Below are 25,664 nucleotides of genomic sequence, written 5' to 3' on the forward strand. Positions count from 1 at the left end.
GTTAAGCTGCAGCTTTTCAGCCGTTGTGAGAACACCATGCATATTGATCAGCTACTCGAACAGATACAGCAACATGCTGACCAGGAGACCACGCCCATTACGGTGCCAAAGAGCTGGACACAAGGTCGAACACTATTTGGCGGCATATCTGCAGCGCTGCTTTATGAAGCCATCAGACACAAAGTCAAAGGGGATCGCGTACTGCGCTCGCTGACGACGAATTTCGTGGGTCCCCTGGCCCCGGAACGCCCCTTTGAGATCCGGATTAGTGTGTTAAGGGAAGGCAAAAATGTTACGCAGGTAACCGCCAACGCGTTGCAGGATAACCAGGTGGCTGTGTTTTGTCAGGCCTGTTTCGGTGTTCAGCGTGAGTCGAAAATCTCGGTTAAAAGTAGTACCACGCACACCATGACACCGCCACAAAAAGCTAAATTTATTCCACAGATACCGAAAGTCACGCCTAAGTTTCTTAAGCATATCGATCTTAGTCTGACAGAAGGCGGCTTGCCTTTTACGGCTAAAAAAACCAGTAAAACCTGCGGTTGGATGCGCTTTAGCCAACACCCTGAAAAAATAACCGATGCTCACCTGATTGCGCTGATTGATGCCTGGCCCCCAACAATACTGCAAATGTTACGCTGGCCCGCACCCGCCAGCACCATGAGCTGGAATCTGGAATTTATCCATCCCCACGCACCGGTAGCCAGTGATGACTGGTTTGCGTATCAGGCCGATACACGCCAAGCCGCAGATGGATACTGTCACAGCGAAGCAAATATCTGGGACGCTAAAGGCGAACTGGTTGCCATCAGCCGTCAAATCATTGCTGTTTTTGATTAAATCCACTCACCTCATGCTCTGTGGACAGCTACCAGTGAATTCAACGATGCTGACGCGAACGAAAGGGTAAAGCACAGACACCAATCAGTATGTCCACTAAGACCATGACACTGATAGCCACCACTAGCCCCCAGCCAATCGCCTGGGCATTGAGCACCACCTGATAATCATATTGTGCCCTGGCTTCTGCAAACAATCGGGGATCAGCAGCGAACAGAGCGTACCAGATCCGATGCCACTGGGACTGCTGCAGCTTCGCTTGCAGTCCGTGCAAATAATCTCTTCGGTCGACGAGCGTTTGCAGGCTAGTGCCACCGGCTCGAATGGCCGCATCGGCATTTTGTCTATATCGCGCAATTAACTGCTCAATACTGCCATCGGTATGCAGGCGTGCATCCTCAATGAAAGGCCCTAAACTTTGCTGTGCTTCACTCAGGTGAGACAGCAAGGTATTTTCATACTGATTGATAAAAGCAGGCAGTTGAACACCGGCCAGCAAAGCCGCCATAAAAGCGAGGAGCCTGATATAGCCATGACAGGTATGAAGCAGGCCTTTTATCATCCCCCCCACCCCAGTCTTGGCAAGGTAAAGCCAATGGCGATTCCCGCGCCGGCTAACAGCACCATAAAGGTAAATAACATGCCCAACACCCTCAAGCGCATATTTCCCGCCACGATGGCATAAGCGTGGACGACGCGACCGCCCAGTAACAACAGACACAACCCATGAATCACGCCTGCAGATAACCCCAACGCTTCAAGCATAAAAATCATCAGTAGCGCCAGCGGCAAATACTCCAGTGCATTACCCTGTGCGCGAATCGCTAACTGCAATTGTGGGTTGTTACCATCCCCAATCGCCACTTTGTGCTGATTTCGCAAGACGATCACTCTGGCTGAGAGAAAGGCTACCAATAAGCTGAGAATGCCAGTGTAAAAAAGCGTAATCATAAGCCTCCTTAGTTCGTATTCCAGGTTTAACGCTACACGGCAAAAACCTGTATGTTTTCCTATGCCTACACCAAGTCAGTAAAAAGGCTATTTACTTTCTCTTATGTGCCTGCTTGTTCTGATGCCAAATGTGTTCGTATGGTCTGCTGCCACTGCACATAATCGTGTTTGCTAAAACCATATTTCTCAAAAAGCTGTTTTAACATGGGTAAGGGATATACGGCTCTAAGCCCGTCATTCAGGCGGTTTAAAATTCTGTTACCCTTAGCACTGTTTTTAAGCGTGACGACGTGGATATGACTGCTCATTAACACCTCACCGACAGGCTTAAGGCAGTCCTCACCAGCGGCACTGTGGCAATAAAACCTGGCTAAAGTCGTTCCCAGAATCACATAATCCAGGCGCTTTACCTTGAGCATCTGATACAAATCCGAGCTGTCTTTAACCGGATAGATATTGGCAAACCCTAATTCATTGGCCAGTTTTTCATGCTGTGACTGTGCTACCGCGCCAACCACGGCACTCTGCAGAGGAATCTCTTGCAACTTTTTAACAGGATTTGAAGGTAGGGTGTACAGCATACTCCCCTCCGCCGCCAAAGGATGACTAAAACTCAACCAGGTTTGTCGCTGTGGGGTTTCCAGCACACCGAAAATCAACTGAATTTTGTGGTTTTTCAATCGCTTTATAGCCCCATCCCAGGAGCCTTGTTGGGGGATCAACTCTATTCCAGCCTGCAAAGCCCCGTGCTGCAGGATTTCCCAGGACAGTCCGTAAGCAGTCGATGCTGACACAAAGCCATCATGGGGTTCAAAAACAGCGATAGGTACCTGCTTTTCGGCGGCCGCCACCCCCTGAATGAGCAGATAAAAAGTAATTGTTTTGAAAAAGCCTCGCAAGCTCATCATCTCCACGACTGGTCTTCGCTCACTTAACAACCACACTATGACAGAGCAGTACTGAAGAGTATAGCGGCCTTGTGCTGAATAGCTTTAAACAGGGTTACCGCTGCCGGGTGATTTTGCTACCATAAGCCAACTTTCCTGAAACAGCGACCGACATGAAGTTTATTTCTTTTAATATCAATGGAATACGAGCAAGACTGCACCAGTTACAGGCCCTGATCGATAAGCATCAGCCCGATGTTATCGGATTGCAGGAAACCAAGGTGCATGATGACATGTTTCCCCTGGCAGATGTCCAGGCCATGGGCTATGAGGTCCATTATCATGGCCAGAAGGGCCATTATGGTGTTGCCTTGTTGTCGAAACAGTCCCCTTCTTCAATCCAATGCGGCTATCCCGACGACGACCCGGAAGCACAACGTCGCATGATTATGGCCACCTATACCCTGGCTGACGGTCAGTCCGTCAGAGTCCTTAATGGTTATTTCCCGCAGGGAGAAAACAGGGAGCACGAGACGAAATTCCCCGCCAAGCGCAAGTTTTACGCGGACCTGATGACCTACCTCAAAGCCCATCACACGCCACAAGAGAACCTCATTGTTATGGGTGATGTGAATATATCCCACCAGGATCAGGATATCGGCATCGGTGAGCCAAACCGTCTTCGCTGGCTGAAAACCGGTAAATGTAGCTTTCTTCCGGAAGAGCGGGTATGGCTTAACACGCTGCTGGACTGGGGTCTGAATGACAGTTTCCGTAGCCAACACCCCGATGTGGACGATCAGTTCAGCTGGTTTGATTATCGCTCCCGCGGATTTGATGACAACCGGGGCCTGCGTATCGATCTCATTCTGGCCACAGATTCCTTACATCAAAGGTTGGTTGATAGCGGTATTGATTATCAGCTAAGGGGGATTGAAAAGCCTTCTGATCACGCACCAATCTGGGCCGAATACCAGTGATACAGGACAGCTGATTTTGTTTGAGAGCATCACCTTACTCCAGGGTTTGGCATGGGGTGTCTATATTGCTATTTTGGCGACATTGTTACGCGCATTACCTGGCGATATGCTAGCTAACAGCAAGAAACACCAGCACCTGCTGTTTGGCTCGGCAGCGTGCTTGTTTGTGCTGTGGTTGTTTCGCGCCGGTATTTATCAGGGACTAAATGTACATTTTCTTTGGCTTACCGCGCTGACGCTGGTGTTGGGGTATCGTGTGGCGCTGCTCAGTGCCAGTATCGCCCTGTTAGGTGTCACTCTGGTAGGCAAAGAGTCCTGGTCGATGCTCGGTGTCAATGGTCTGTTAGGGCTGGTGTTGCCCATCAGCCTCAGTTACCTGATCTACAACGTTTCTTTTCACAAACTTCCACGACACTTTTTCATTTACGTGTTCGTCTGTGCGTTTTTGCCTGGTGCGATGATGATCGCGCTGAAAATGCTGACGCTGGGCGGATACTATTGGCTGGAGAATATTCACGAGTGGGAAGTGATACGGGATAATTATCTTATTCTGATTCCCTTGTTACTGTTTCCGGAAGCCATGTTAAATGGCATGACTATGACCCTATTGGTCATGTATAAACCCTCGTGGGTGTATACCTTTTACGATAAATTTTATCTTAACGATAAACATTGAGGAATTAGCGATGGTGCACAAATGTTCCAGATTGGCCCTATTAAGCGTTCTTTTCATTTGTGTGCCGATTGCACACGCACAGACTCCTCTAAACGCTCAGCAACGTGTAGAAGCCAGCCTGCAGGATGAGCCTTTTTATCAGCAGGTGCTAAAAGCATCCGCTTTAATGCCCGCAGACACCACTGATACGAATCTGGGGTGTGAGATTCGAGGTGGGGCACCGGTTCCAGAATATGCGACGGCAACACAGAGTCAACTTAACCAACCTGACTGGGAGTCCCGCATTCGCGCTGACTGGGACTTTTTTAAAGGTACCGAAGAGAATACCCGGTTGTTGGTCATCGATTATCGCATGCAGGAATCGCAATTGGCCTACCGTTATCTAGCCAACCGGCAAAGCCAAAACCAGTTGTATGAACCCTGGAGCACGTCCAAAGTCATGGCAATCACGGCGGCCATCAGTGCGGCACGGGCACAAGGAGTCGGTGCACAGAGCCTTGCTGGTGGTGTCGTCCCTGTTGCAGATCTGATCACCAGTATTCACACCTACACCCCCTTTGGCGGCGCTGACGGCAATTCCAACGCCATTGCCACGTACTTAGTCAATGCCGCAGGCCGGGACTATATTACGGGCCTGTTTCAGGGGAATTGGCTGAAATTAAATGACGCACGTATCGGTTTGCGTGGGGGGTATTATGTTGAAATCTTCAACCCCGGTGCCCCTTTTTGGAGCGATCCTGTTTCAGGTAAAAAAGCTGCTATGCCAGTTCTCACTGCGAACACGGCAGATCCCGGCTACCGTAGTTATCGCTGTGATGCGTGCGCCCTGACCGGCAATAAACCTATGACCACCCTGGCGCAGGCAGAATGGCTTAAGCGCCTTGCCGTGCATGGACGTGACAATGTCAGCCCACATCCGAATCTGACACCATCAGATGTGCGTACACTCTTTTATGGCATGGGTCATTCCGATGCTAAAAGCGAGCATGGCGGTATGATTGCCGGGATTTCACGTCTCATCCCCCATGCGATCAGTCGCGCCCTGGGCGGGAATGAAGATAACGCCAAAGTCCTGCTGGATGAACTTAACCAAGGAAAGTGGCGTATTTTTCAGAAGCTTGGCTGGGGTCCCAGTGGTACCCGGGGAATGTCAGAAGTGGCAATGCTGGCCCATGTTTGTTTGCCTGGCGTTCAGGGAGGGCGAGAGTTTACGCTCGCGGCACAGGCTGCTGTGGAAGGAGACGCTGAAATACGGGTGAATGATGCCGCTAAGAAAATACAAACGCTGTTAACCTCTGGCATGCATGCACTGCTCAATCAGCCCGTTGCTCGTCAATGAGCAATTCATCCTGTTTCGATACGCGAATGACGCTCATGATGAGGTAGACCCGTGCTCAAAGAGAAATTCATGTCGTTATTGCATCGTCTGCTACCGGTACTGATGCTGCTTGGCCTGGTGCAATGGGTGGCACAGCGTAATCATTCGCTGTTATTTCGCTGGTCAGAACAACTCAGTTATCTGCCACTGGTCAGCATCATTTTTACCATGCTGGTGGCCACAAAATTCGGTCGCAGTCGGGTGGTCATCGCCTGTCTGCTACTGGCATACCTGTGCATTGAGGGTCTGTGGCCAGCCAACCAGTACATTGCCTTTGTCTCACTCTTTCTCACAGCCCCGGCATTGACCGTACTATTGGGATTGTTACTGTGGGACAGAGACAGAGGTTTCGCGCTGCCAAACCTTTTGCTGACACTACTTTGGATGACCGCAGCGGTACTTGTTACGTACGCCTTATTTGAGCATTTCCCCGAACAATGGTTACATTGGCTAAAACCGATTAATACACTGCTTCCACAATCCATAAGCCCCCTGCTTTCTCCTGTCCACTGGAGTCTGTACCTTGTGCTGTTATTGTTCGGCTTGTTAAGACTGATACTCAATACCAGTCATAGCCATTGTATGTTGTTTACCAGTATGTTGATGATGCCCGTGCTGGCACATCAGGATCAGTTTTTTATCACTCAGGTAACGGTCTTTACCCTCTCTTTGGTGTTTCTTACTGCGGTCATCATCGACAGTCATAACATGGCCTTTAAGGACGAGTTGACCACCATCCCCTCCCGTCGCGCACTGATGCAGTATGTTCAGACACTCGGCACCCGCTATGTGGTAGCGATGGCAGACATCGACCATTTTAAATCATTCAATGATAGCTATGGCCATGATGTTGGCGATCAGGTGCTCAAACTGGTGGCAAGTAAACTTCAGAAAGTCAGTGGTGGGGGTAAGGCTTTTCGTTATGGTGGCGAAGAGTTTACGCTGCTCTTTCCCCGCAAATCTGTACACCAGGTGCTTCCTCACCTGGAACAACTGCGCGAGGACATCGCTGCGTACACCATGGTTATCCGTGCTCATGACCGGCCGGTCAAAAAGTCGGCAAAAAAGACCAATCCGCACCGCCGCGCATCAGTCCAGAAAAAGGTCAATGTGAGCTGTAGTTTTGGGGTGGCCTCGCGAAGCAGACTCCACAGTCAATTTTCAGCCGTTCTTAAACTCGCCGATCAGGCATTATACGACGCCAAAAAAGCAGGCAGAAACTGTGTTAAAAGTCGTTAAGCCCGACTAATACACTGACAGGCCTAATTGTTCGGCCAGCCTGGTAATCATGTGCATCCCCAGACAAGAGTTACCAAAATGGTTAAGCCGCGGGCTCCAGGCACAGATAACGCCATACCCCGGTACAATCGCAACAATCCCCCCGCCTACCCCGCTTTTTGCAGGTAAACCAACGGTAAAGGCAAACTCACCAGACTGATCGTACATGCCGCTGGTAGACAAAATGGCATTGACACGGTGTGCGTCACGGCGTGAACAGATCATCCCGTTGGTCTGGGGATGAACACCTCGGTTAGCCAGAAATGTGAGGCTTGTGGCCAGTTGCTGACAACTCAGGGTTACCGAACATTGGTAGAAATAATGCTCCAGTACCCTTTCTACGTCAGCCTCAATATTTCCAAAACTTTTCATCAGATATGCCATGGCAGCATTGCGACTGCCATGTTGCTTTTCCGATTGAAACACACCCTCATCAACAAATATCTGTTCACAGCCGGCCAATTGACGAATAAAGCTGATAAACGCCTGGCGACTGGCCGAATAATGCTTCACCAGCACATCGGCAATCAAAATAGCACCGGCATTAATGAAGGGATTACGCGGAATACCGTGCTCGTATTCAAGTTGAACAATGGAATTAAAGGGCAGACCTGAGGGCTCCATATGTACCCGTTGCCAGAGACTATCGCCAACCCGGTTCATGGCCATCACCAGTCCCAGAATCTTTGAAATACTTTGAATCGAAAAACCCGTCTGAGCATCCCCTGCACTGTAAAGTTTTCCATCAATAGTGGCTAACGCCAACCCCACCTGTTCTGGTTTTACGTTGGCCAAAGCAGGAATATAGTCAGCGACCTTGCCGGTTGCCGGAAGCGCTCGCGCCTCCTCTACCAGTTGCTGTACGAAAGTCGGGATGTCAAACTCATGCTTTACCGTCCAGTCCATTAGTCGTCCTTATGAATCATCATTTCTGATTCCCGACGCCGGCTCATCAAATGTGCCAGTTTCTTCATACTGATGTTTTTGTCTTTCTCATCAACGATTTCCATGCCCAGCATGGCTTCGAGCAAATCTTCCAGGGTCAGAATGCCTTCTAATCCCCCGTATTCATCTACCACCAATAGCATGTGTGCGCGATTATCGAGGAAATAGTCAAAGGTGCGTACCAACGGCATGCTACTGAGCATGGTCACCATCTCTTTGCGGTACTCTTTGAGTTCACGTTTGCCATTGCCTCTGGCCTGAGCGAGCAATAAATCGGTTTTCAGAACAAAACCCGATACTTTCTCCGGCTCATCTTCGTACACCGGAATACGGGAAAACGACGTGTTGTCGTGCTTGTGAAAAAACGTCTCTACGTTCATCGACTCGGGAACAGAAAACACCACGGTGCGGTGTGTCATGGCTTCTCTGATAGTCAATTGATGCAGATTGAGCAGATTTTGCAGAATATGTGCCTCGCGCATGGCCAATTGCCCTTCGTCTTTAGACAGTTCTGCCATTGCCAACAATTCTGCCCGGTTGAGTCCCTTTAACGGATTATCATCGGTAAAATGCCGGGTTAGCCAATCTGACATTTTCACGAAAGGATACAAAACCACGATCAGATATTTGAGGAAATATGCCGTTGCAGGGGCCAATTGGCGCCAATACGTGGCTCCCAGTGTTTTAGGAATGATCTCTGACAAAATCAATATCAACAGGGTCAATACTGCCGAGGCGAGGCCCAGGTAGGCATTCCCAAACACAACCGCTGCCTGTGCACCGGCTCCTGCCGCACCAAAGGTATGAGCGAACGTGTTTAAGGTAAGGATAGCGGATAACGGGCGGTTGATATCGCTGGTTTGCTGGCGCAGCAGTGCACCGCTTGGCTTGCCCTGCTCTTCCTGAACAGAAATATAGGCAGATGACACACTCAGGATCACCGCCTCGGCTACAGAACATAAAAACGAAAAGCCCAGCGCAACAAACACATAGACTAAAAGCAAAATCATAATGCCGGTATCCTTAAAAAAACAGGCTCCTGATTGGGAGCCTGTTTTGTATCAAAATTCCTTGGCAAAGGCCATCATGGATTAGGGCTTGTCGCTGTTTTCAGGTTGATGCTGCCTGAACCACCATAAAATGTACTCAACCTTACTCATCAGATTACTGGGGCGCTTATAGATTCCATGTGGGGCATCAGGAATTCTTACCATTGCCGTCTCAACCCCCTCCAGTTTAAGCGCCTGATAATATTGTTCAGATTCCGAAATGGGAGTCCGATAATCCGCTTCCCCGGTTAACAACATCGTTGGTGTTGTGACATTGCCCACATAACTGATTGGTGAGCGCTGCATATACCCCTCAAGATCTTCCCAGGGTTTTGCGCCAAACCAGTATTTATAAAAATACGGATACAAATCCGAGGTAAGCACGAAGCTGTACCAATTGATCACGGGTTTTGCCACTACGGCTGCCCGAAAGCGATCCGTGTGCCCAACTATCCAGGCCGTCAGCACGCCGCCACCGGAGCCTCCCGTCACATAGAGTTGTTGTTCGTCAATAAAACCGCGTTCAATCACCTTATCGACCGCCGACATGAGATCATCGTAGTCCTGGCTCGGATAATTCAGATGAATGGTCTGCGCAAACTCCTTACCATAGCTGGAGCTGCCCCGTGGATTGATGTACACCACCACATAACCAGACGCCGCATATAACTGGATTTCAGAGGCAAAATGAGGCCCATAGGCTGTCACCGGCCCCCCATGAATTTCCAGTATCATTGGATAGGTCTGCTCTTTATCAAATCCTGGTGGATAAGCTATCCATCCCTGAATATCACGCCCATCTGCAGAAGACTTGAACCAGAACTCCTCAATCTCTGCCAAGGTTTTATGACCCAATGCATCGTCGTTAAGATGGGTCAGTCGAGAATCCTTACCGGCTTTATGCATACCCACATCCGCGGGCCTGTCGGGGGAGGAATAGGCATAGGTGAGCACACCGTTTTCCGCAACATCGAATTCGCTGCTGGTATAAGGGCGGCCGTAGGACTGACCACCTAACTTATCAGTGATCTGACGGCGTTCACCTTTAAGTGGCTGGAATGCTATGTGCGTTTTGCCCTGATCATCATATTGAATATACAACCCGCGGCCCTTTGCATCCCAATGGATACTGTCGATGCGACGATCCAGATCCGCAGTCAACGTGCGGGTGTTCCCGGATGACAAATCACGCACATAAAGTTGCGCGTTCTCATAGTTAGTGCCTTTATCATCGTAACCCAGATAGGCAAGGTATTTTCCATCAGGCGACAGAGACGGCTGATCATCGGGACCATTTCTGTCAGTCATGGCATGTATCTCTCCGGTTGCCATGTCCAGACGATAAATATCGCTGTTTACGGGCTCCAAACGGAAATTTTCATTACGGTTCGCAGAGAAATACAATGCACTGCCATCCTGACTCCAGCTCATTGCACCATTATGATTAAACTCATCAAAAGTAAGCTGACGCGGTGTGCCGCCATCGGCACTTAACACAAAAATCTGCGTGTAGCCTGGCGTCGTATAACCGCCACCATCGAATCGATAGTACAGGTCGTCGATGTAAACAGCCGGTTCTGCCCACTCTGCTCCCTCAGGCTTACCAGGCAATGAGACTGGCGGTGTGGTTTTTTCAGGGACAAACATCTGAAAGGCCAGATACTTCCCATCAGCAGACCAGGTCAGTCTTGAGGGAGATGAGGTAAGGTTTGTCATCTGTCCACTGGCGCCGGTTTGTAACCATCGCATATGTATCTGAGGTTGTCCCGATTCGGTAGAGATATACGCCAGCCGATGGTTATCCGGAGACAACGCCAGTCCAAATTGTTGGTGTTTACCGGTGGTAACAGGGGTGAGTTCTCCCTGTGCAGTGACTTTCCAGATATTACCCAGCTTTTTGTCACTGTGAATATCCATATAGTGGCGAACAAAATACACCGCGTCACCTGCATCGGTGATGTTCAGGTCAGCAGCATATTCTAGATCGAAGACGTCAGCTGATTTCAGTATCTGATGCTCTTGTGCCGACACAGCACAACATGCCATAACCAGAGCTGAAGCACCTAAAGCTGTGATTAATTTCATTGTTTTTTCCGTTTTTTGGTCGTGAAGCTAGTGTTGCATCCCTGTACTAACTTGTCACCCGGGCTTTGTCGCAGAAAATCAGGTACTGAGCAGTATGGCCTTTAGTCAGAACCATTGGCGGGTAAAGACTTTATCCAGTTCTTTAAATGCGGTTCCAAGCAGATGAGCTAACTCTTTGTAGCGCGGGCGCGCTTTGGCTTGCTGTAAATTACATCCCTGTTGGCGCATCTTTTGGTGGATTTCACGGTACCAGTGGGCCATGGCAGGTGGTAGTTGTTGATTAGAGCGATGCCCCAGCCACAGTAAGCCCTGCATTGGCAGACTGATAAAAAAAGCCGCCAGAGCAAGTGCCTGCGGTAAGGCACCGTGTCCTAAGGTCATCACATGCGCAAAGGCTACCAAAATTGCCATCGCCGGCATGTAGCGAATACTAAAACGTGTAGCGGCAATCACACGGCACTCAGGAAACAGACCATAAAGTTCTTTCTTCATTGGCCATGTTTGCATATAGGCCTGACCATCTTTGAATAAAGTTGGAATTGACTGCGCCATATTTGCCTCTCGTCATAACGCTGCGGACGCCCAGAACCGAAACCTTTAGCGCCCTCTAAATTATAAGTGTATCAGCTATCCAGACCACGACGGTTAAAAAAAAGCCTGTTTCAGGCTAAGGCTCAGTTTTCACTCGTGATTTAACCACAGCATATGTTGTGTCAATCCCCTTTAGCTTTGCTCGCGAGGTTGTAATACCAGCGTGCTGGTGAGCCTTTCTCGACCAAACAAAGCCATTTTAATAAACTCTTCTCTGCTCACTGGCACGTCGATAAAATCCAGTTCCGTTTGCCAGGGTTCATGATCCATCTCAGGGTCTGTAACGGAAACACATTGAGAATCGGCGGCTGAAACCAGCACCCAGTGTGGCGCCTTGTTCCGGGTTAATCGCCAGACACTAATCAGGCTTACCAACACGGCTCCCTGAGACAGATAGTGGTCCAATTGTGCCAAGGTTAAAGGTGAATAATGCTGGGTAATGTCCGTGTGCTCGGCTTCACTGAGAAAGTGTTCATGTACCCGTTGCATAACCTCTTTTTTCTGTGGATCGCGCACCGAATTCAAAAAGGGCACACTGGTCTGGCTGACAAATAAATCCACCTTATAGCCTCGACGCCAGGCACTCAGCGCCAACCCCAGACCACTGCAACCACCGTGTCCCGACGTCATATAGATTGTCGTGGCTTCACGCCATATCTGAATTTCTTCCTGTGCTGTCATGCAGTAGGCTTTGTCGATTTTGTGCATTGCCATCATCAGGCTCGCCGGTCCACACGTGAAATCCAGGGTTTGCTGATAGCGCTTGGTAGGATGCGTATTGCGCGGAGCGGTGCCAAGACTTTTTTCCATCTGCAATGCGTCGCTGCCATCTTCATAGTATCCCTTCACGACGCCTATTCTGTGGTAACCCAGCTTACGATACAGACCGATAGCAGCCTCATTGTCAGTCCTGACTTCCAGGCGCATAAACAGGCACAATTGTTCTGCTGCTCGTCGCTGTACATCTTTAAGCAGAGTATTGGCAACACCCTGTCCACGGCAATCATCTGCTACGGCGATTGAATAAAGCCTGGCCAGTTGCGTTCCCTTGCGATACAGCACCAGCGCATAGCCAGCAAGCACCTCTCCTTGCATGGCAAGGATAAGGCTGCAATGCCCTTTGCGGATAAAGTAGCTGAAGCTGCGTCTGGATATCTTATCGGTACTGAAACTGTGTTTTTCTAGCGCCACTAAGGCGGGTATGTCTGCAGCAACAGCACAGCGTAAATGAAAGCGATTCAAAGAAGGTAGCCTGCGTTAATTAAGCAATGCAGTGTATTGCGTATGTAGAAAAAAACAACATATCAAAAAAGATTTTTCTAATCGATTTATTCCATTATTAAAATGGATATTTTCCTGTACTTTAGCGCTGATTGATATCATCTACACTGAACAGTCAGATTCAGTCTTTTTTTAAGGAAAACTATGTCCGGATACTATGTGGTGGTTGACGACCTGGATGACTGGGGCCCCTACTTCCCCAGTCGGGAAGTGATATCGTTCGAGCAATATCTGGCTAAAACAGATGGGACAAATGAACGTACGGTACGCATTCTCAACCTGTGTCGCAACAAACGTGCACTGGGCCGTGGATATTACTGTTCATTATTGGCCGAAGCCCGTGGCCACAAAGTTATTCCAGACATCAGCACCATTAATGACTTGCGTCGCAAGAAGCTCTACAGCCTGCGCTTAGAGGATATTGCCAAGTCATTGCACAAGCTAAAAGCAGAAGATGAGCATGACACGCTGACAATCAGAGTCTTTCTTGGTGAAACACCGCATAAGGATTGCGCAGATCTGGCCAAGGCTGTATTTGATCGCTTTCCGGCCCCCATACTGGAAGTGACGCTGAGCAAAAACCGTCATTGGTCTTTAGAAAAAATCCAGCCTCTGTCTTTGCAGGATATTGAAAATGAGGCGGAACAGGAATTTTTAGCCAATACCCTTGAGCGATTTAGCAACAGGCTCTGGCGAAAACCGAAAGCACGAAAACATTATCGCTATGATGTCGCCATGCTATGTGATGCAGCAGAGGCGATGCCTCCCAGCGATAAAAAGGCGCTGAATAGTTTTGTCAAAGCCGCTGACAAGCTGGGGATTAACCTCGAACCCATTGGCAAGAAAGACTATGTTCGACTGGCAGAATACGACGGTCTTTTTATTCGCGAGACCACCTCCATCGATCATCATACCTATCGGTTTGCTAAAAAGGCAGAAGCCGAAGGAATGGTGGTAATCGATGATCCGACGTCGATATTACGCTGTACCAATAAGGTGTATCTGGCGGATTTGCTGCGCACAAATAAAGTGCCGACGCCCAAGACACTGCTGCTGAGTAATACAGACAAACCCAGTTTAGAGCACGCCATTGAGTATTTGGGGCTGCCCATAGTACTGAAAATTCCCGATGGCGCATTCTCCCGTGGCATGTTCAAAGCCACGAATATGGATGAACTGGTGGATGCAATGAAACAATTAACTCGCACCTCTGCCTTGGTTTTGGCGCAGGAGTTCCTATATACCGACTATGACTGGCGAATCGGTGTGCTGAATAATAAGCCGTTGTATGCCTGCCGTTACTTTATGGTTAAAGGTCATTGGCAAATATACCGTCATGATGATGCAACCAATGTTGCCACAGGTGGGTTTGAAACCATGCCCACTTATGAGGTTCCTCCCAAGGTATTGGATGCAGCATTGCGCGCTTGCAAGCTGATTGGCAATGGTTTTTATGGGGTTGATATCAAACAAACGGCCGAAGGAAAAGTGGCGGTGATTGAAGTTAATGATAATCCCAGCATTGACTCTGGAGTTGAAGATAAATTCCTGGGTCAAGCACTGTATCAGGAAGTTATGGCAGAATTCCTGCGCCGGATGGAGTTACAATAAACCATCTCGCCGGCTTTAAGCAAAGCAGGCGAGCACGACGTGAACTTTTAATGAATTGGAGAAATTATGGCTGAATCAAGACATAGCCGTCTGATGATTTTGGGCTCTGGCCCTGCCGGCTATACCGCTGCGGTCTATGCCGCACGGGCGAACCTGAACCCGGTACTGATTACCGGGATGCAACAGGGTGGACAGTTAACCACTACCACAGATGTCGAGAATTGGCCTGGTGATGCTGAGGGGCTGCAGGGTCCTGATCTGATGGTCAGGATGCAAAAACATGCTGAACGCTTCGATACAGAGATCCTCTTTGACCACATTAATGAGGTGGATTTTTCAAAGCGCCCTTTCACCTTAAAAGGTGACAGTGGAGCCTATACCTGTGACGCATTGATCATTTCCACCGGCGCATCGGCAAAGTATTTAGGGCTGGAGAGTGAGCAGGCCTTTATGGGTAAAGGTGTGTCTGCCTGTGCGACCTGTGATGGTTTTTTCTATCGCAATCAGAAAGTCGCCGTTATCGGTGGCGGTAATACCGCTGTTGAAGAAGCGCTGTATTTATCCAACATCGCCTCAGAAGTCCATGTAATTCACCGCCGCGACAGTTTCCGCAGCGAAAAGATTCTTGCCGATCGTCTGATGGAAAAAGCAAAGAATGGCAATGTCGTCTTGCACCTGAACAAGACATTGGATGAAGTGCTGGGTGACGATATGGGCGTTAATAAAATCCGTATCCGCGACACGCAAAATGATGGTACTGAAGAGCTGGAGGTCATGGGGGTATTCATTGCCATCGGACACAAGCCCAACACCGATATGTTTGAAGGTCAGTTAGACATGAAGGATGGCTACATCAAAATCAAGAGTGGCCTGGATGGTGGCGCAACATCCACCAGCGTTGAGGGCGTTTTCGCTGCCGGGGATGTCTGTGACCATGTCTATCGTCAGGCCATTACTTCGGCCGGAACCGGCTGTATGGCTGCACTGGATGCAGAAAAATATCTGGACGGTCTGGAGTAACACCAATCGAGCAGACCGCACCGCGGTCTGCTCCACCCGCCTATGACTCTGTCTCTGCCCAAACTCAATCAGGAACTTCAATTCCCCTCTCCTGAATACGCGCTCAGCGATCCCGATGGATTGCTCGCTTTTGGCGGCGACCTGTCTGTTGAACGCTTACTGCTTGCATACCGTAATGGGATATTTCCCTGGTTTACGGAAGGTGAACCCGTTCTTTGGTGGTCCCCCTCTACACGCGGCATTCTGGAGCTGGATGACTTTATCTGCCATAGGAGTCTGCGAAAGCTGGCCCGCAGCGGAGCGTATCGGGTGACACTCAATCACGACTTTGAACAGGTTATTCAGTGTTGTGCCAAGGTGCCGAGGTCAGATAATGGCACCTGGATCACCACGGCCATGGTGGACGCCTACATTCACTTGCATCAACGCGGCTATGCCCACTCCATAGAGGTCTGGCAACAGGACTCGCTGGTGGGAGGGCTCTATGGCGTCAGCGCCGGCCGGGTTTTTTGTGGTGAGTCGATGTTTCATTTGCGCAGCAATACATCCAAACTGGCGTTTTATTACCTGGTCATGTGGCTGAAGCGTCATCAGTTCGACTTTATCGACTGTCAGCTACCCAACCCCCACCTGAACAGCCTCGGTTGCCGAGCCATATCAAGAGAAGTTTTTTTACCGCGTCTGCGCGCAGCCTGTAAACAGCACACCGATGCCGCTGTCTGGCATGCTACGCCCCTTACAACGCAGCTTCAGCCATGAGATTCGCTGTTACTCAGGCTTTTCCGTGCAGTTACCTATCTGATAGGCAAGAACAGGTATTGCTGCACCTGAATGACGAGCCTATTAGCAATGACACTTACACCCGCTTACTTCAGAACGGCTTTCGCCGCAGTGGAGATGCCCTGTATCGTCCTCACTGCCCTGCCTGCAATGCCTGTCAATCTCTGCGGGTACTGGTGTCTGAGTTCGAACCCAGTCGCAATCAACGTCGCATCCTCAGCAGGAATCACGATCTGACTGTCACGCTACAAACACAAAGTCAGGATGACTACTATCCCTTGTTTGAAGCCTATATTCATGAGCGCCACTCTCAAGGCAGCATGTTTCCACCAAGTGTGGAGCAATACCGACATTTTATTAATAGCTACTGGGCTGATACCCGCTTCATGGACATTCGGCTGAAGGATCGACTGGTGGCCGTGGCCATCACCGATACCATCGGTGACGGACTATCGGCGCTGTATACGTTTTTCGACAGCGCCCTGCAAAAACGTTCTTTAGGAACCTTTGCCATACTCCAACAAATCGCTTTGGCTAAAGAGTTGCAAAAACCGCATTTATATCTGGGTTATCAAATAGACGAATGTAATAAAATGAATTACAAGGCCCGTTTTCAACCTAACCAACGCTTTATTGGCAATAAATGGCTGTGATTTTCTGATAACAGGTAAAAATAGCGGCTTTAGCTTTACACTGGGTCGGTTATTGGGCAAAATCTGCGCGGCATTTTATGTTAAGCTGTTAGCACTCTATAATTCGCACAGTGAAATACTTCGCAGGGATAGCGCTCAGCACGGGTCCAGTACCACATGTTCTCTGAGGAAAAAGTATATAAATGACAATCTGGCGAGCGGGATTGCTTGTTTCAGATGAGACTGAATTTTTAAAAAGGTAATAATTTTAGATGGCGAAAGAAGACTGTATTGAAATGGAAGGCACGGTTTTGGACACGCTTCCAAATACCATGTTTCGTGTTGAGTTGGAAAATGGTCATGTGGTTACCGCACATATCTCCGGTAAAATGCGTAAAAACTACATCCGAATTCTCACCGGTGACAAAGTCACGGTGGAACTGACACCCTATGACCTTACCAAGGGCCGCATCGTTTATCGTGCCCGTTAGTCTTCAAATTATTCTCAGATAATTAAAAAAGCCCAACAACGTTGGGCTTTTTTATTAGTCTTGCATAAAGCCGTGCCGCTAAGCCTCTACTTCATTGTCATCAGTGGCATAGTCAAAGTGCAACTTATCATCCACCAGATCAATTTTGACACTGCCACCGGCCAGAAGCTCACCGAATAACAACTGGTTAGCCAGCTCTTTTTTGATCTGCTCCTGAATCAGGCGTGCCATCGGTCTGGCTCCCATGGTTTTATCATAGCCCTGCTCGGCCAACCATGCCCGGGCCGCCGTAGACACTTCCAGCGAAACGCCCTTTGCATCCAGTTGCACTTGCAACTCGACAATAAACTTATCAACAACCTGCAAGATCACTTCCGGCTCAAGGTGATTAAACCAGATAATGCCGTCAAGGCGATTTCTGAACTCCGGACTGAACACCCGGTTGATTTCGTCCATCGCATCATGGCTGTGATCTTGTTGCTTAAAGCCAATAGACTTACGTATCGTTTCCTGAACCCCCGCATTGGTGGTCATCACCAGCACCACATTTCGGAAGTCGACCTTACGCCCATTATTATCGGTGAGCGTGCCGTGATCCATCACCTGCAAGAGAATGTTGTAAATATCACTGTGAGCTTTTTCAATCTCATCCAGCAAGACCACCGAATAAGGGTGTTTGATCACCGCATCTGTCAGCAAGCCGCCCTGATCGAATCCCACATACCCCGGAGGCGCGCCAATTAAACGGCTGACCGCGTGGCGTTCCATGTATTCTGACATGTCGAAACGCTGCAGCTCCACCCCCATTATCTTAGCCAATTGCTGAGTGACTTCTGTTTTGCCCACGCCGGTCGGCCCCGCAAACAAGAAGCTACCAATCGGTTTGGTTTCATTACCCAGCCCCGAACGGGAGAGTCGAATGGCATCCGTCAGTGTGCTTATTGCATTGTCCTGACCAAATACAACCATCTTAAGATCCCGGTCCAGGCTCTTCAGCACTTCTTTATCAGAGGCTGACACAGACTTTTCCGGGATACGGGCCATTTTCGCAATAATATGCTCAATTTCACCGACACCAATGGTTTTTTTGCGTTTTGACACGGGCAACAAGCGCTGACTGGCACCCGCTTCGTCCATCACATCAATCGCTTTGTCAGGTAAATGGCGCTCATTAATGTATTTGGCCGACAACTCCGCTGCGGCCTTTACGGCCTTTTGAGTAAAACGGACACCGTGATGTTTTTCATAGCGTGACTTCAATCCCATCAAAATTTTTGTGGTGTCCTCAACGCTCGGCTCATTCACGTCAATCTTCTGGAATCGGCGTGCCAGTGCACGATCTTTTTCAAAAATACCCTGATATTCCTGATAGGTGGTGGAGCCAATACAGCGCAACTCTCCGCTAGAAAGCTTGGGCTTAAGCAAATTCGACGCATCCATAACGCCTCCGGATGCTGCTCCGGCACCAATGATGGTATGGATTTCGTCGATAAACAGGATAGCATGTTCGTCTTTTTCTAAATCTTTCAGAATAGACTTCAACCGTTTTTCAAAATCACCACGATATTTGGTACCGGCCAGCAACCCTCCCAGATCCAGTGAATACACGGTGGCTTTAGAAATCACTTCGGGGACTTCTTCGTTGACAATGCGGTACGCCAACCCCTCCGCGATAGCGGTTTTACCCACGCCGGCCTCTCCCACCAACAGAGGGTTATTCTTACGACGACGGCACAGGATCTGAATGGTCCGTTCCAGTTCCAGGTTACGACCGATCAGCGGGTCTACTTTACCTTCTTTCACCATCAGATTGAGATTGCTGGCGTACTTCTCCAGCGTAGTGCTGCCTTCCTCGGTTTCCTGGGCTTCTTCCTCGCGATCCGTATGCGGTGCACTCTCGTCTTCTGATTTAGTCACACCATGGGAAATATAATTGACCACATCAAGGCGGGTTACATCGGCTTTTTTAAGAATATATACCGCCTGGGATTCCTGCTCACTGAAAATAGCCACCAACACATTCGCCCCGGAGACCTCATCTTTACCAGATGACTGCACATGGAACACCGCTCTTTGCAGTACGCGCTGAAAACCGAGAGTGGGCTGTGTTTCCCGGTCAGATTCCGGCCCGTCAAGAATTAATGGCGTGGTATCTTTTACAAAATCGGTAAGCTCGGCTTTCAAAGAGTCGATATTTGCACCACAGGCTCTGAGTGCGTCACGCGCTGAGATATTATCCAGCAGCGCTAGCAGCAGATGTTCTACCGTCATAAACTCATGACGGTGCTCTCTGGCAAATACAAATGCCTGATTTAATGTCTGCTCCAAGTCTTTATTCAACATATCCGACCCTCTTACTACTGACGATGCGTCTTCACGCCTGTTCCATAAAGCACATCAATGGATGTTGGTGCTTTCTGGAGAACTGATTAACCTGCATCACTTTGGTCTCTGCCACCTCCGCAGTGTAGACACCACAGATGGCTTTGCCCTCATAATGCACGGTTAACATTAACTGGTTGGCCTTTTCGGCACTCATATTAAAAAAACGCATCAATACTTCGACTACAAAATCCATTGGCGTGTAATCGTCATTATTGAGCATAACCTTATACATAGGTGGTGGCTGAAGCTTTTTCTTTACCGCTTCTAGCTGCTTATCATGACTGATGATGCTGCTGTCTTTACCCATACAGAAATAATAGCCGTTGTTCGTCAAATCAATCAGTGGATTTGTTATTTTTTAATGAAATGTAGAAATTGGCCTTGACATAAACAGGTTAAAAAATCTACATTTTTGAGTGCACCCGGCATTTGGCGGATGCTTTTAGCCTTACACTACCATTGTGGGGGCTAAATCAGGACAGTTCAAGGGATCAAGAGGAAGCAGAAGTATGACAGTTGGTAAGGTCAAATGGTTCAATAATGCAAAAGGGTTTGGTTTTATTGTTCCAGAGGATGGTGGTGAAGACGTTTTTGCACACTATTCGACAATCCAGATGGACGGGTATCGTTCCCTGAAAGCCGGTCAGGAAGTGAAATTTGAAGTTCAGCAAGGCCCTAAAGGGTTGCACGCTGAAAACATCGAGCTCTCTGACGAACCGGAACGTTAAGCCCCCATGCGCAGTGGTAATCTATCACCACTTAGAACAGCGTATCGCCAGGCATAAAAAAAGCAGATAGTTACCTATCTGCTTTTTTATTGGTCAGGGCCTGTGACTCATGCGCAAGCCCGTGGGGATCACGCCTTCTCTTTTAGCTCGCTGAGAATGCGGGTAAACGTCTGGCTTGGGAACATCGCCTTACGGGTTTTTTCTTCATCGGGATAATAGTAGCCACCAATGTCCGCGGGTTGCCCCTGTGTGGCGTCAATTTCGGCAAGAATCTGCTGCTCATTTTCACGCAATACTTTGGCCAAAGGCTTAAACAGCTCTGCCATCTGAGTATCTTCTGTCTGCGCAGCCACTTCATCGGCCCAGAACATGGCGAGGTAAAAGTGCTCGCCGCGGTTATCCAGTTCACCGGCTTTGCGCAACGGTGATTTACCTTCGTTAAGCAAGGTTTCTGTGGCTTTGTCCAGTGCTGTTGCCAGCACCTTGGCCTTGCCATTACCTTGTTTAATAGCCAGGTCCTCCAAAGATACCGCCAAGGCAAGGAATTCCCCGAGCGAATCCCAGCGCAGGTGACCTTCTTCTGTGAACTGCTGAACATGCTTAGGTGCAGACCCGCCGGCTCCGGTCTCGAACAAGCCGCCACCAGCCATTAGTGGCACGATAGAGAGCATTTTTGCACTGGTGCCCAGTTCTAAAATAGGGAATAAATCGGTCAGGTAGTCACGCAGTACGTTTCCGGTCACAGATATGGTATCCAGACCACGAATACAGCGCTCCATCGTGTAACGAATGGCGCGAACCGGGGACATTATCTGAATGTCCAGACCGTCTGTGTCATGCTCTTTGAGGTATTCCGTCACTTTCTTAATCAACTGAGCATCATGCGCGCGCTCGTCATCCAGCCAGAAGATCGCTGGCATACCGGAGAGACGGGAGCGGGTTACTGCCAGTTTCACCCAATCACGAATCGGTGCATCTTTGGCCTGACACATGCGCCAGATATCACCCTCTTCCACTTCATGTTCCATCAGAACTTTGTCGTCCTGATCGATAATACGTACCACACCGTCCCCTTTCATTTCAAAGGTTTTATCGTGCGAGCCATACTCTTCGGCTTTTTGCGCCATCAGGCCTACATTGGGCACGGTACCCATTGTAGTAGGGTCAAACGCACCGTGTGTCTTACAGAAGTTAATCACTTCCTGATAAATCGTGGCGTAGGTGCTTTCTGGTATTACCGCTTTCGTGTCATGCAGTTTTCCATCGGGTCCCCACATCTGGCCAGAGCTACGGATCATGGCTGGCATAGAGGCATCGACAATTACGTCACTGGGGACATGCAGGTTAGATATGCCTTTGTCAGAATTCACCATGGCAATAGGCGGACGATTCGCATAAACCGCATTAATATCATGCTGAATCTCAGAACGTTGAGACTCGGGCAGGCTTTCAATTTTTTCGTACACACTGCCCAGCCCATCGTTTGGATTCACACCCAGCTCTTCAAATAAATCGGCATACTTATCAAAGAGTTCTTTATAGAATACTTTGACACAGTGGCCGAATACGATGGGGTGCGACACCTTCATCATCGTGGCCTTCACATGCAAAGAAAACAGCACACCGGTTTCTTTAGCATCTTCTATTTGTTCTTCAAAAAAGCGACACAGTGCTTTCTTGCTCATAAACATGCCGTCAATCACTTCACCTTCAAGCAGATCGACACGAGACTTAAGCACTGTAACCTGGCCGTTTTTATCGCTAAATTCGATACGAACATGGCCAGCCTTGTCTACAGTTAACGACTTCTCACCAGAATAGAAATCACCACCTCGCATGTGCGCTACGTGTGAGCGGGACGCCTGACTCCACTCCCCCATCGAATGCGGATGCTTCTTAGCATAGTTTTTTACCGCTGTCGGCGCCCGACGGTCAGAGTTACCTTCTCGCAACACCGGATTTACTGCACTACCCAGTACCTTGGAATATCTCTGGTTAATTTCTTTCTCTTTATCATCCTTTGGCTCAGCCGGAAATGGCGGCACCATGAACCCTTTGCTGCGCAGTTCTTTTATGGCGGCATTAAGTTGTGGAATCGATGCACTGATATTGGGCAATTTGATAATGTTGGTTTCTGGTTGCTGGGTCAGCTCACCCAATATAGTCAGCGCGTCGGGAACCTGCTGTTCGTCACTGAGATAATCCGGGAACGTGGCCAGAATACGTGCTGCCAACGAGATATCGCTGGTTTCTACCTCAATACCTGCAGGCGCAGCAAAAGAGCGGATAATAGGGAGCAAAGAATAGGTAGCCAGCGCGGGGGCTTCGTCCGTCTTGGTGTAGATAATCTTAGACTTGGATGTCGTCATGGTATACCTCGGTTCTGGCAGCCCTAAACCAGGCTGCTTTGTGTTTCCGGGCCAGCATAACGGCTGTTGTTATGCCCTCCCTGGGATTACTGATGCCGTATGCTGGGTCCGGCGGGGACACAACGGGAGATGCGCATCAGGATTAAAAGGTTTGTGTTGCCCTATTTGTTGCTTCACGCAACGGCATTTTGCCTTGCGTCGAACAAAACGTTGGCTGATCATATATGGTCATTTTAGTGAAGTACAAGTCCTGCCAGGTATACTTTGGTGCAACATCGACACCTTTTTTCTTTACGGGATACAATTTTAAGGTCTTTTAATGCATAAAAAACGCCTTGTCTTGTTCAACAAACCCTTTGGGGTATTGACGCAATTTACCGATGACGATAACCGTCCGACCCTCAAAGACTACATTGATATTCCCGGTATTTACGCCGCCGGACGCCTCGATAAAGACAGCGAGGGATTGCTGGTATTAACCGACGATGGAAAGCTACAACATAAACTGGCCGACCCTAAACATAAAACCAGCAAGACATATTGGGTCCAGGTAGAAGGAGAACCTTCGGAACAACATCTGCAACAGCTGCGGGACGGTGTCGAGCTTAAAGATGGCCCCACTCAGCCGGCCAAAGTGGACTTTATGGAAGAGCCGCGACTGTGGCCGCGCAATCCTCCCGTAAGGTTTAGAAAGTCTGTTCCCACTACCTGGCTGAGTATCACTCTCACGGAAGGGAGAAACAGACAGGTCAGACGCATGACGGCTCATATTGGGTTCCCCACCCTTCGCCTGGTGCGCTATCGTATTGGCAACTGGACGCTGGATGGTCTGGATGTGGGTACTTATAGACAAATTTAGACTGCCATAGCACGCATTGCAGATGCGCTGCACGGTCAATTCTGCTAGAATTCGCGCTCTTTTAAACCGGTCTGGATTGTAAGCTCGTTTTCTATGTCAGATAACAGTCAGATTAAAGTCATAGTCGGCATGTCCGGCGGTGTAGATTCCTCAGTTTCCGCTTATCTGCTTAAAGAGCAGGGCTATCAGGTTGAAGGCCTGTTTATGAAAAACTGGGAAGAAGATGACAACGATGAGTATTGTGCCGCTGCAGAGGATCTTAAGGACGCACAAGCAGTAGCCGATAAACTCGGCATTCCCCTGCGCAGCATTAATTTTGCTGCAGAATACTGGGATCAGGTCTTTGAATATTTTCTTGCAGAATACCGTGCCGGTCGCACGCCTAATCCTGACATTATGTGCAATAAGGAAATCAAGTTTAAAGCCTTTTTAGACTTCGCCACCGAGGACCTTGGCGCCGACTATATTGCCACTGGCCATTATGTACGCAGAGTGAAAAGGGATGGCCACTGGCAGTTGCAGCGCGGGTTGGATGACAACAAAGATCAGAGCTATTTTCTTTACACCCTCAAAGAGCATCAGTTGGCACAAACCCTCTTTCCGGTTGGAGAATTGGAAAAGCCTCGGGTCAGGGAAATTGCTGCCGAACAGGGCCTGATCACTCATGATAAGAAAGACAGCACCGGCATCTGCTTTATCGGTGAACGCAAGTTTAAGGACTTTCTCAGCCAGTATTTGCCAGCCCAGCCCGGCATTATCGAAACCGCCGAAGGCGAACAAATCGGTGAGCATGAAGGGCTGATGTATCACACACTGGGGCAACGTAAAGGTCTGCATATTGGTGGTCTCAAAGACCACGGCGATGAGCCCTGGTACGTCGTCGACAAAGACGTTGAACGAAACGTGCTGATTGTAGGCCAGGGAGATGACCATCCTCGCCTTTATTCCACTGGCCTGATTGCCAAACAACTGGAATGGACTGACAGCAGCGGCCCCGGGCAAGCTATACGTTGTATGGTCAAGACACGTTACCGCCAGCAGGATATTCCCTGTCAGATAACACCGACGCAAACAGGCCAACTGGAAGTTCACTTCGATACGCCGCAAAAAGCGGTCACACCCGGACAATCAGCGGTCTTCTATAAGGATGATATTTGCCTGGGTGGCGGCATTATCGAACGTTACATTCGCTAATTTGATGATAAAATGAACAATACTGAACTAGACAAAGCCATTGCCCTTGCTGGTGTATGCCAGTCGGCAAGCCTGGTAAAGCTGCTTGCCCGAAAAGGTAAAGCCGATGAGCAGGCATTTGCCGCCAGCATCAACAGCCTCATAGTTACCGATCCGAAACAGGTCGAGGACGTCTTTGGCTCGATGGATAACCTGACACTGGGTTTCACCACGCTGGAATCACAATTAAGCAGTAAGCCTGACGCAAAAGACGCGGAAATCACACGCTATATTGCCAGTATTTTAGGGTTGGAACGAAAACTCAGTCGTCATAGTAAGAGCATGAATGAACTGGGCGAGCGTATCTCTCACATTAAGCGCCAGCAGACACTGTATGATCTGCTTGATGAACCGGCTTTGGCCAATATGGCGCGTATCTATTCGGATGTCATCAGCCCCATCGGTCCGAAAATTCAGGTGGCGGGCGATCCGAATATACTCAAGCAAACCAGTATTCAACATCGGGTCAGAGCCTGTCTGCTGGCCGGCGTTCGTGCCGCGGTTCTGTGGCGCCAGCTCGGCGGAAAGCGCCGGCAGATACTGTTCTCACGTAAAACGATTCTCAGCTGTGCCGAGCAGGCACTTCAACGACTTAACGCTTCAGGAGCCTAAATC

At 49.1% G+C, this 25,664-nt stretch carries 25 protein-coding genes; 14 read left to right on the forward strand and 11 right to left on the reverse strand.

Annotation, left to right across the window (positions count from 1 at the left end):
• Nucleotides 1–36: 36 nt before the first annotated feature.
• Nucleotides 37–840: a thioesterase family protein gene (locus CCY32_RS01760; RefSeq protein WP_088328749.1), complete on the forward strand. Its 804-nt coding sequence runs from the start codon at nt 37–39 to the stop codon at nt 838–840.
• 40 nt (nt 841–880) lie between these two features.
• Here the strand turns inward: CCY32_RS01760 and CCY32_RS01765 are convergent, their stop codons facing one another.
• From CCY32_RS01765 to CCY32_RS01775, 3 genes are all read right to left on the reverse strand, one after another.
• Nucleotides 881–1,402 carry a DUF2937 family protein gene (locus CCY32_RS01765; protein WP_088328751.1) on the reverse strand — a complete coding sequence of 174 codons (522 nt, stop codon included), beginning with the start codon at nt 1,400–1,402 and terminating at the stop codon, nt 881–883.
• Nucleotides 1,399–1,791, reverse strand: coding sequence for an MAPEG family protein (locus CCY32_RS01770; protein ID WP_088328753.1), 393 nt, complete (start codon nt 1,789–1,791; stop codon nt 1,399–1,401). The genes CCY32_RS01765 and CCY32_RS01770 overlap by 4 nt, the downstream gene beginning before the upstream one ends.
• 101 nt (nt 1,792–1,892) lie before the next feature.
• Nucleotides 1,893–2,690, reverse strand: a complete 798-nt coding sequence (locus CCY32_RS01775) for a transporter substrate-binding domain-containing protein (protein ID WP_168171405.1) — start codon at nt 2,688–2,690, stop codon at nt 1,893–1,895.
• A 161-nt stretch (nt 2,691–2,851) separates the two neighbouring features.
• Between CCY32_RS01775 and xthA the strand changes: the two genes are divergently transcribed.
• The 4 genes from xthA to CCY32_RS01795 all read left to right on the forward strand — a co-directional run bounded on the left by xthA (nt 2,852) and on the right by CCY32_RS01795 (nt 6,951).
• Nucleotides 2,852–3,658: an exodeoxyribonuclease III gene (gene xthA / locus CCY32_RS01780; protein WP_088328757.1), complete on the forward strand. Its 807-nt coding sequence runs from the start codon at nt 2,852–2,854 to the stop codon at nt 3,656–3,658.
• 16 nt (nt 3,659–3,674) lie between these two features.
• The gene (locus CCY32_RS01785; protein ID WP_088329224.1) at nt 3,675–4,334 is read left to right on the forward strand and encodes an energy-coupling factor ABC transporter permease; all 660 of its coding nucleotides are present in this window, start codon (nt 3,675–3,677) and stop codon (nt 4,332–4,334) included.
• A gap of 10 nt (nt 4,335–4,344) precedes the next feature.
• The gene (locus tag CCY32_RS01790) at nt 4,345–5,673 is read left to right on the forward strand and encodes a hypothetical protein (protein WP_088328759.1); all 1,329 of its coding nucleotides are present in this window, start codon (nt 4,345–4,347) and stop codon (nt 5,671–5,673) included.
• Between the two features lie 69 nt (nt 5,674–5,742).
• Nucleotides 5,743–6,951 carry a GGDEF domain-containing protein gene (locus CCY32_RS01795; protein ID WP_246840496.1) on the forward strand — a complete coding sequence of 403 codons (1,209 nt, stop codon included), beginning with the start codon at nt 5,743–5,745 and terminating at the stop codon, nt 6,949–6,951.
• Between the two features lie 6 nt (nt 6,952–6,957).
• On the opposite strand, the gene CCY32_RS01800 is transcribed toward CCY32_RS01795, so the two are convergent.
• The 5 genes from CCY32_RS01800 to rimI form a co-directional block, all read right to left on the reverse strand.
• Nucleotides 6,958–7,896, reverse strand: a complete 939-nt coding sequence (locus CCY32_RS01800; protein WP_088328761.1) for a glutaminase — start codon at nt 7,894–7,896, stop codon at nt 6,958–6,960.
• Nucleotides 7,896–8,945, reverse strand: coding sequence for a CNNM domain-containing protein (locus tag CCY32_RS01805; RefSeq protein WP_088328763.1), 1,050 nt, complete (start codon nt 8,943–8,945; stop codon nt 7,896–7,898). The genes CCY32_RS01800 and CCY32_RS01805 overlap by 1 nt, the downstream gene beginning before the upstream one ends.
• Nucleotides 8,946–9,026: 81 nt before the next feature.
• Nucleotides 9,027–11,069: a S9 family peptidase gene (locus CCY32_RS01810; RefSeq protein ID WP_088328765.1), complete on the reverse strand. Its 2,043-nt coding sequence runs from the start codon at nt 11,067–11,069 to the stop codon at nt 9,027–9,029.
• Between the two features lie 105 nt (nt 11,070–11,174).
• Nucleotides 11,175–11,621, reverse strand: coding sequence for a terminus macrodomain insulation protein YfbV (gene yfbV / locus CCY32_RS01815; RefSeq protein ID WP_088328767.1), 447 nt, complete (start codon nt 11,619–11,621; stop codon nt 11,175–11,177).
• Nucleotides 11,622–11,792: 171 nt separating this feature from the next.
• Nucleotides 11,793–12,902, reverse strand: coding sequence for a ribosomal protein S18-alanine N-acetyltransferase (rimI, locus tag CCY32_RS01820; RefSeq protein WP_088328769.1), 1,110 nt, complete (start codon nt 12,900–12,902; stop codon nt 11,793–11,795).
• Nucleotides 12,903–13,085: 183 nt separating this feature from the next.
• Between rimI and CCY32_RS01825 the strand changes: the two genes are divergently transcribed.
• From CCY32_RS01825 to infA, 5 genes are all read left to right on the forward strand, one after another.
• On the forward strand, nt 13,086–14,552 hold the full coding sequence (locus tag CCY32_RS01825) for a RimK family protein (protein ID WP_088328771.1): 1,467 nt from the start codon (nt 13,086–13,088) through the stop codon (nt 14,550–14,552).
• A 66-nt stretch (nt 14,553–14,618) separates the two neighbouring features.
• Nucleotides 14,619–15,572: a thioredoxin-disulfide reductase gene (trxB, locus tag CCY32_RS01830; RefSeq protein ID WP_088328773.1), complete on the forward strand. Its 954-nt coding sequence runs from the start codon at nt 14,619–14,621 to the stop codon at nt 15,570–15,572.
• Between the two features lie 42 nt (nt 15,573–15,614).
• Nucleotides 15,615–16,331 (forward strand): leucyl/phenylalanyl-tRNA--protein transferase, encoded by a 717-nt coding sequence (gene aat, locus CCY32_RS01835; RefSeq protein WP_088328775.1) that lies wholly within the window; start codon nt 15,615–15,617, stop codon nt 16,329–16,331.
• A complete protein-coding gene (locus CCY32_RS01840; protein ID WP_088328777.1) occupies nt 16,328–17,005 on the forward strand; it encodes an arginyltransferase in 678 nt (225 codons plus the stop codon). Before aat ends, CCY32_RS01840 begins: the two co-directional genes overlap by 4 nt.
• Nucleotides 17,006–17,256: 251 nt before the next feature.
• Complete coding sequence (gene infA / locus CCY32_RS01845; protein ID WP_062479992.1) at nt 17,257–17,475, forward strand: translation initiation factor IF-1; 219 nt, start codon at nt 17,257–17,259, stop codon at nt 17,473–17,475.
• Between the two features lie 78 nt (nt 17,476–17,553).
• Here infA and clpA read toward each other — a convergent pair whose 3' ends face one another.
• Nucleotides 17,554–19,818, reverse strand: coding sequence for an ATP-dependent Clp protease ATP-binding subunit ClpA (clpA, locus tag CCY32_RS01850; RefSeq protein WP_088328779.1), 2,265 nt, complete (start codon nt 19,816–19,818; stop codon nt 17,554–17,556).
• Nucleotides 19,819–19,849: 31 nt separating this feature from the next.
• On the reverse strand, nt 19,850–20,167 hold the full coding sequence (clpS, locus tag CCY32_RS01855; protein WP_088328781.1) for an ATP-dependent Clp protease adapter ClpS: 318 nt from the start codon (nt 20,165–20,167) through the stop codon (nt 19,850–19,852).
• Between the two features lie 202 nt (nt 20,168–20,369).
• Here clpS and cspD point away from each other — a divergent pair, with 202 nt between their 5' ends.
• Nucleotides 20,370–20,588 carry a cold shock domain-containing protein CspD gene (cspD, locus tag CCY32_RS01860; protein WP_088328783.1) on the forward strand — a complete coding sequence of 73 codons (219 nt, stop codon included), beginning with the start codon at nt 20,370–20,372 and terminating at the stop codon, nt 20,586–20,588.
• 128 nt (nt 20,589–20,716) lie between these two features.
• On the opposite strand, the gene CCY32_RS01865 is transcribed toward cspD, so the two are convergent.
• Entirely contained in the window at nt 20,717–22,957 is a 2,241-nt protein-coding gene (locus tag CCY32_RS01865) for an NADP-dependent isocitrate dehydrogenase (RefSeq protein ID WP_088328785.1), read from the reverse strand.
• A 319-nt stretch (nt 22,958–23,276) separates the two neighbouring features.
• Between CCY32_RS01865 and CCY32_RS01870 the strand changes: the two genes are divergently transcribed.
• The 3 genes from CCY32_RS01870 (at nt 23,277) to hflD (ending at nt 25,661) form a co-directional block, all read left to right on the forward strand.
• Nucleotides 23,277–23,816 carry a pseudouridine synthase gene (locus CCY32_RS01870; RefSeq protein ID WP_088328787.1) on the forward strand — a complete coding sequence of 180 codons (540 nt, stop codon included), beginning with the start codon at nt 23,277–23,279 and terminating at the stop codon, nt 23,814–23,816.
• A 93-nt stretch (nt 23,817–23,909) separates the two neighbouring features.
• Nucleotides 23,910–25,010: a tRNA 2-thiouridine(34) synthase MnmA gene (mnmA, locus tag CCY32_RS01875; protein WP_088328789.1), complete on the forward strand. Its 1,101-nt coding sequence runs from the start codon at nt 23,910–23,912 to the stop codon at nt 25,008–25,010.
• A gap of 12 nt (nt 25,011–25,022) precedes the next feature.
• Nucleotides 25,023–25,661, forward strand: coding sequence for a high frequency lysogenization protein HflD (gene hflD / locus CCY32_RS01880; RefSeq protein WP_088328792.1), 639 nt, complete (start codon nt 25,023–25,025; stop codon nt 25,659–25,661).
• Nucleotides 25,662–25,664 lie beyond the last annotated feature (3 nt).

This window comes from Lacimicrobium sp. SS2-24 (assembly GCF_002201535.1).
In the GTDB taxonomy this organism is placed as follows: domain Bacteria; phylum Pseudomonadota; class Gammaproteobacteria; order Enterobacterales; family Alteromonadaceae; genus Lacimicrobium.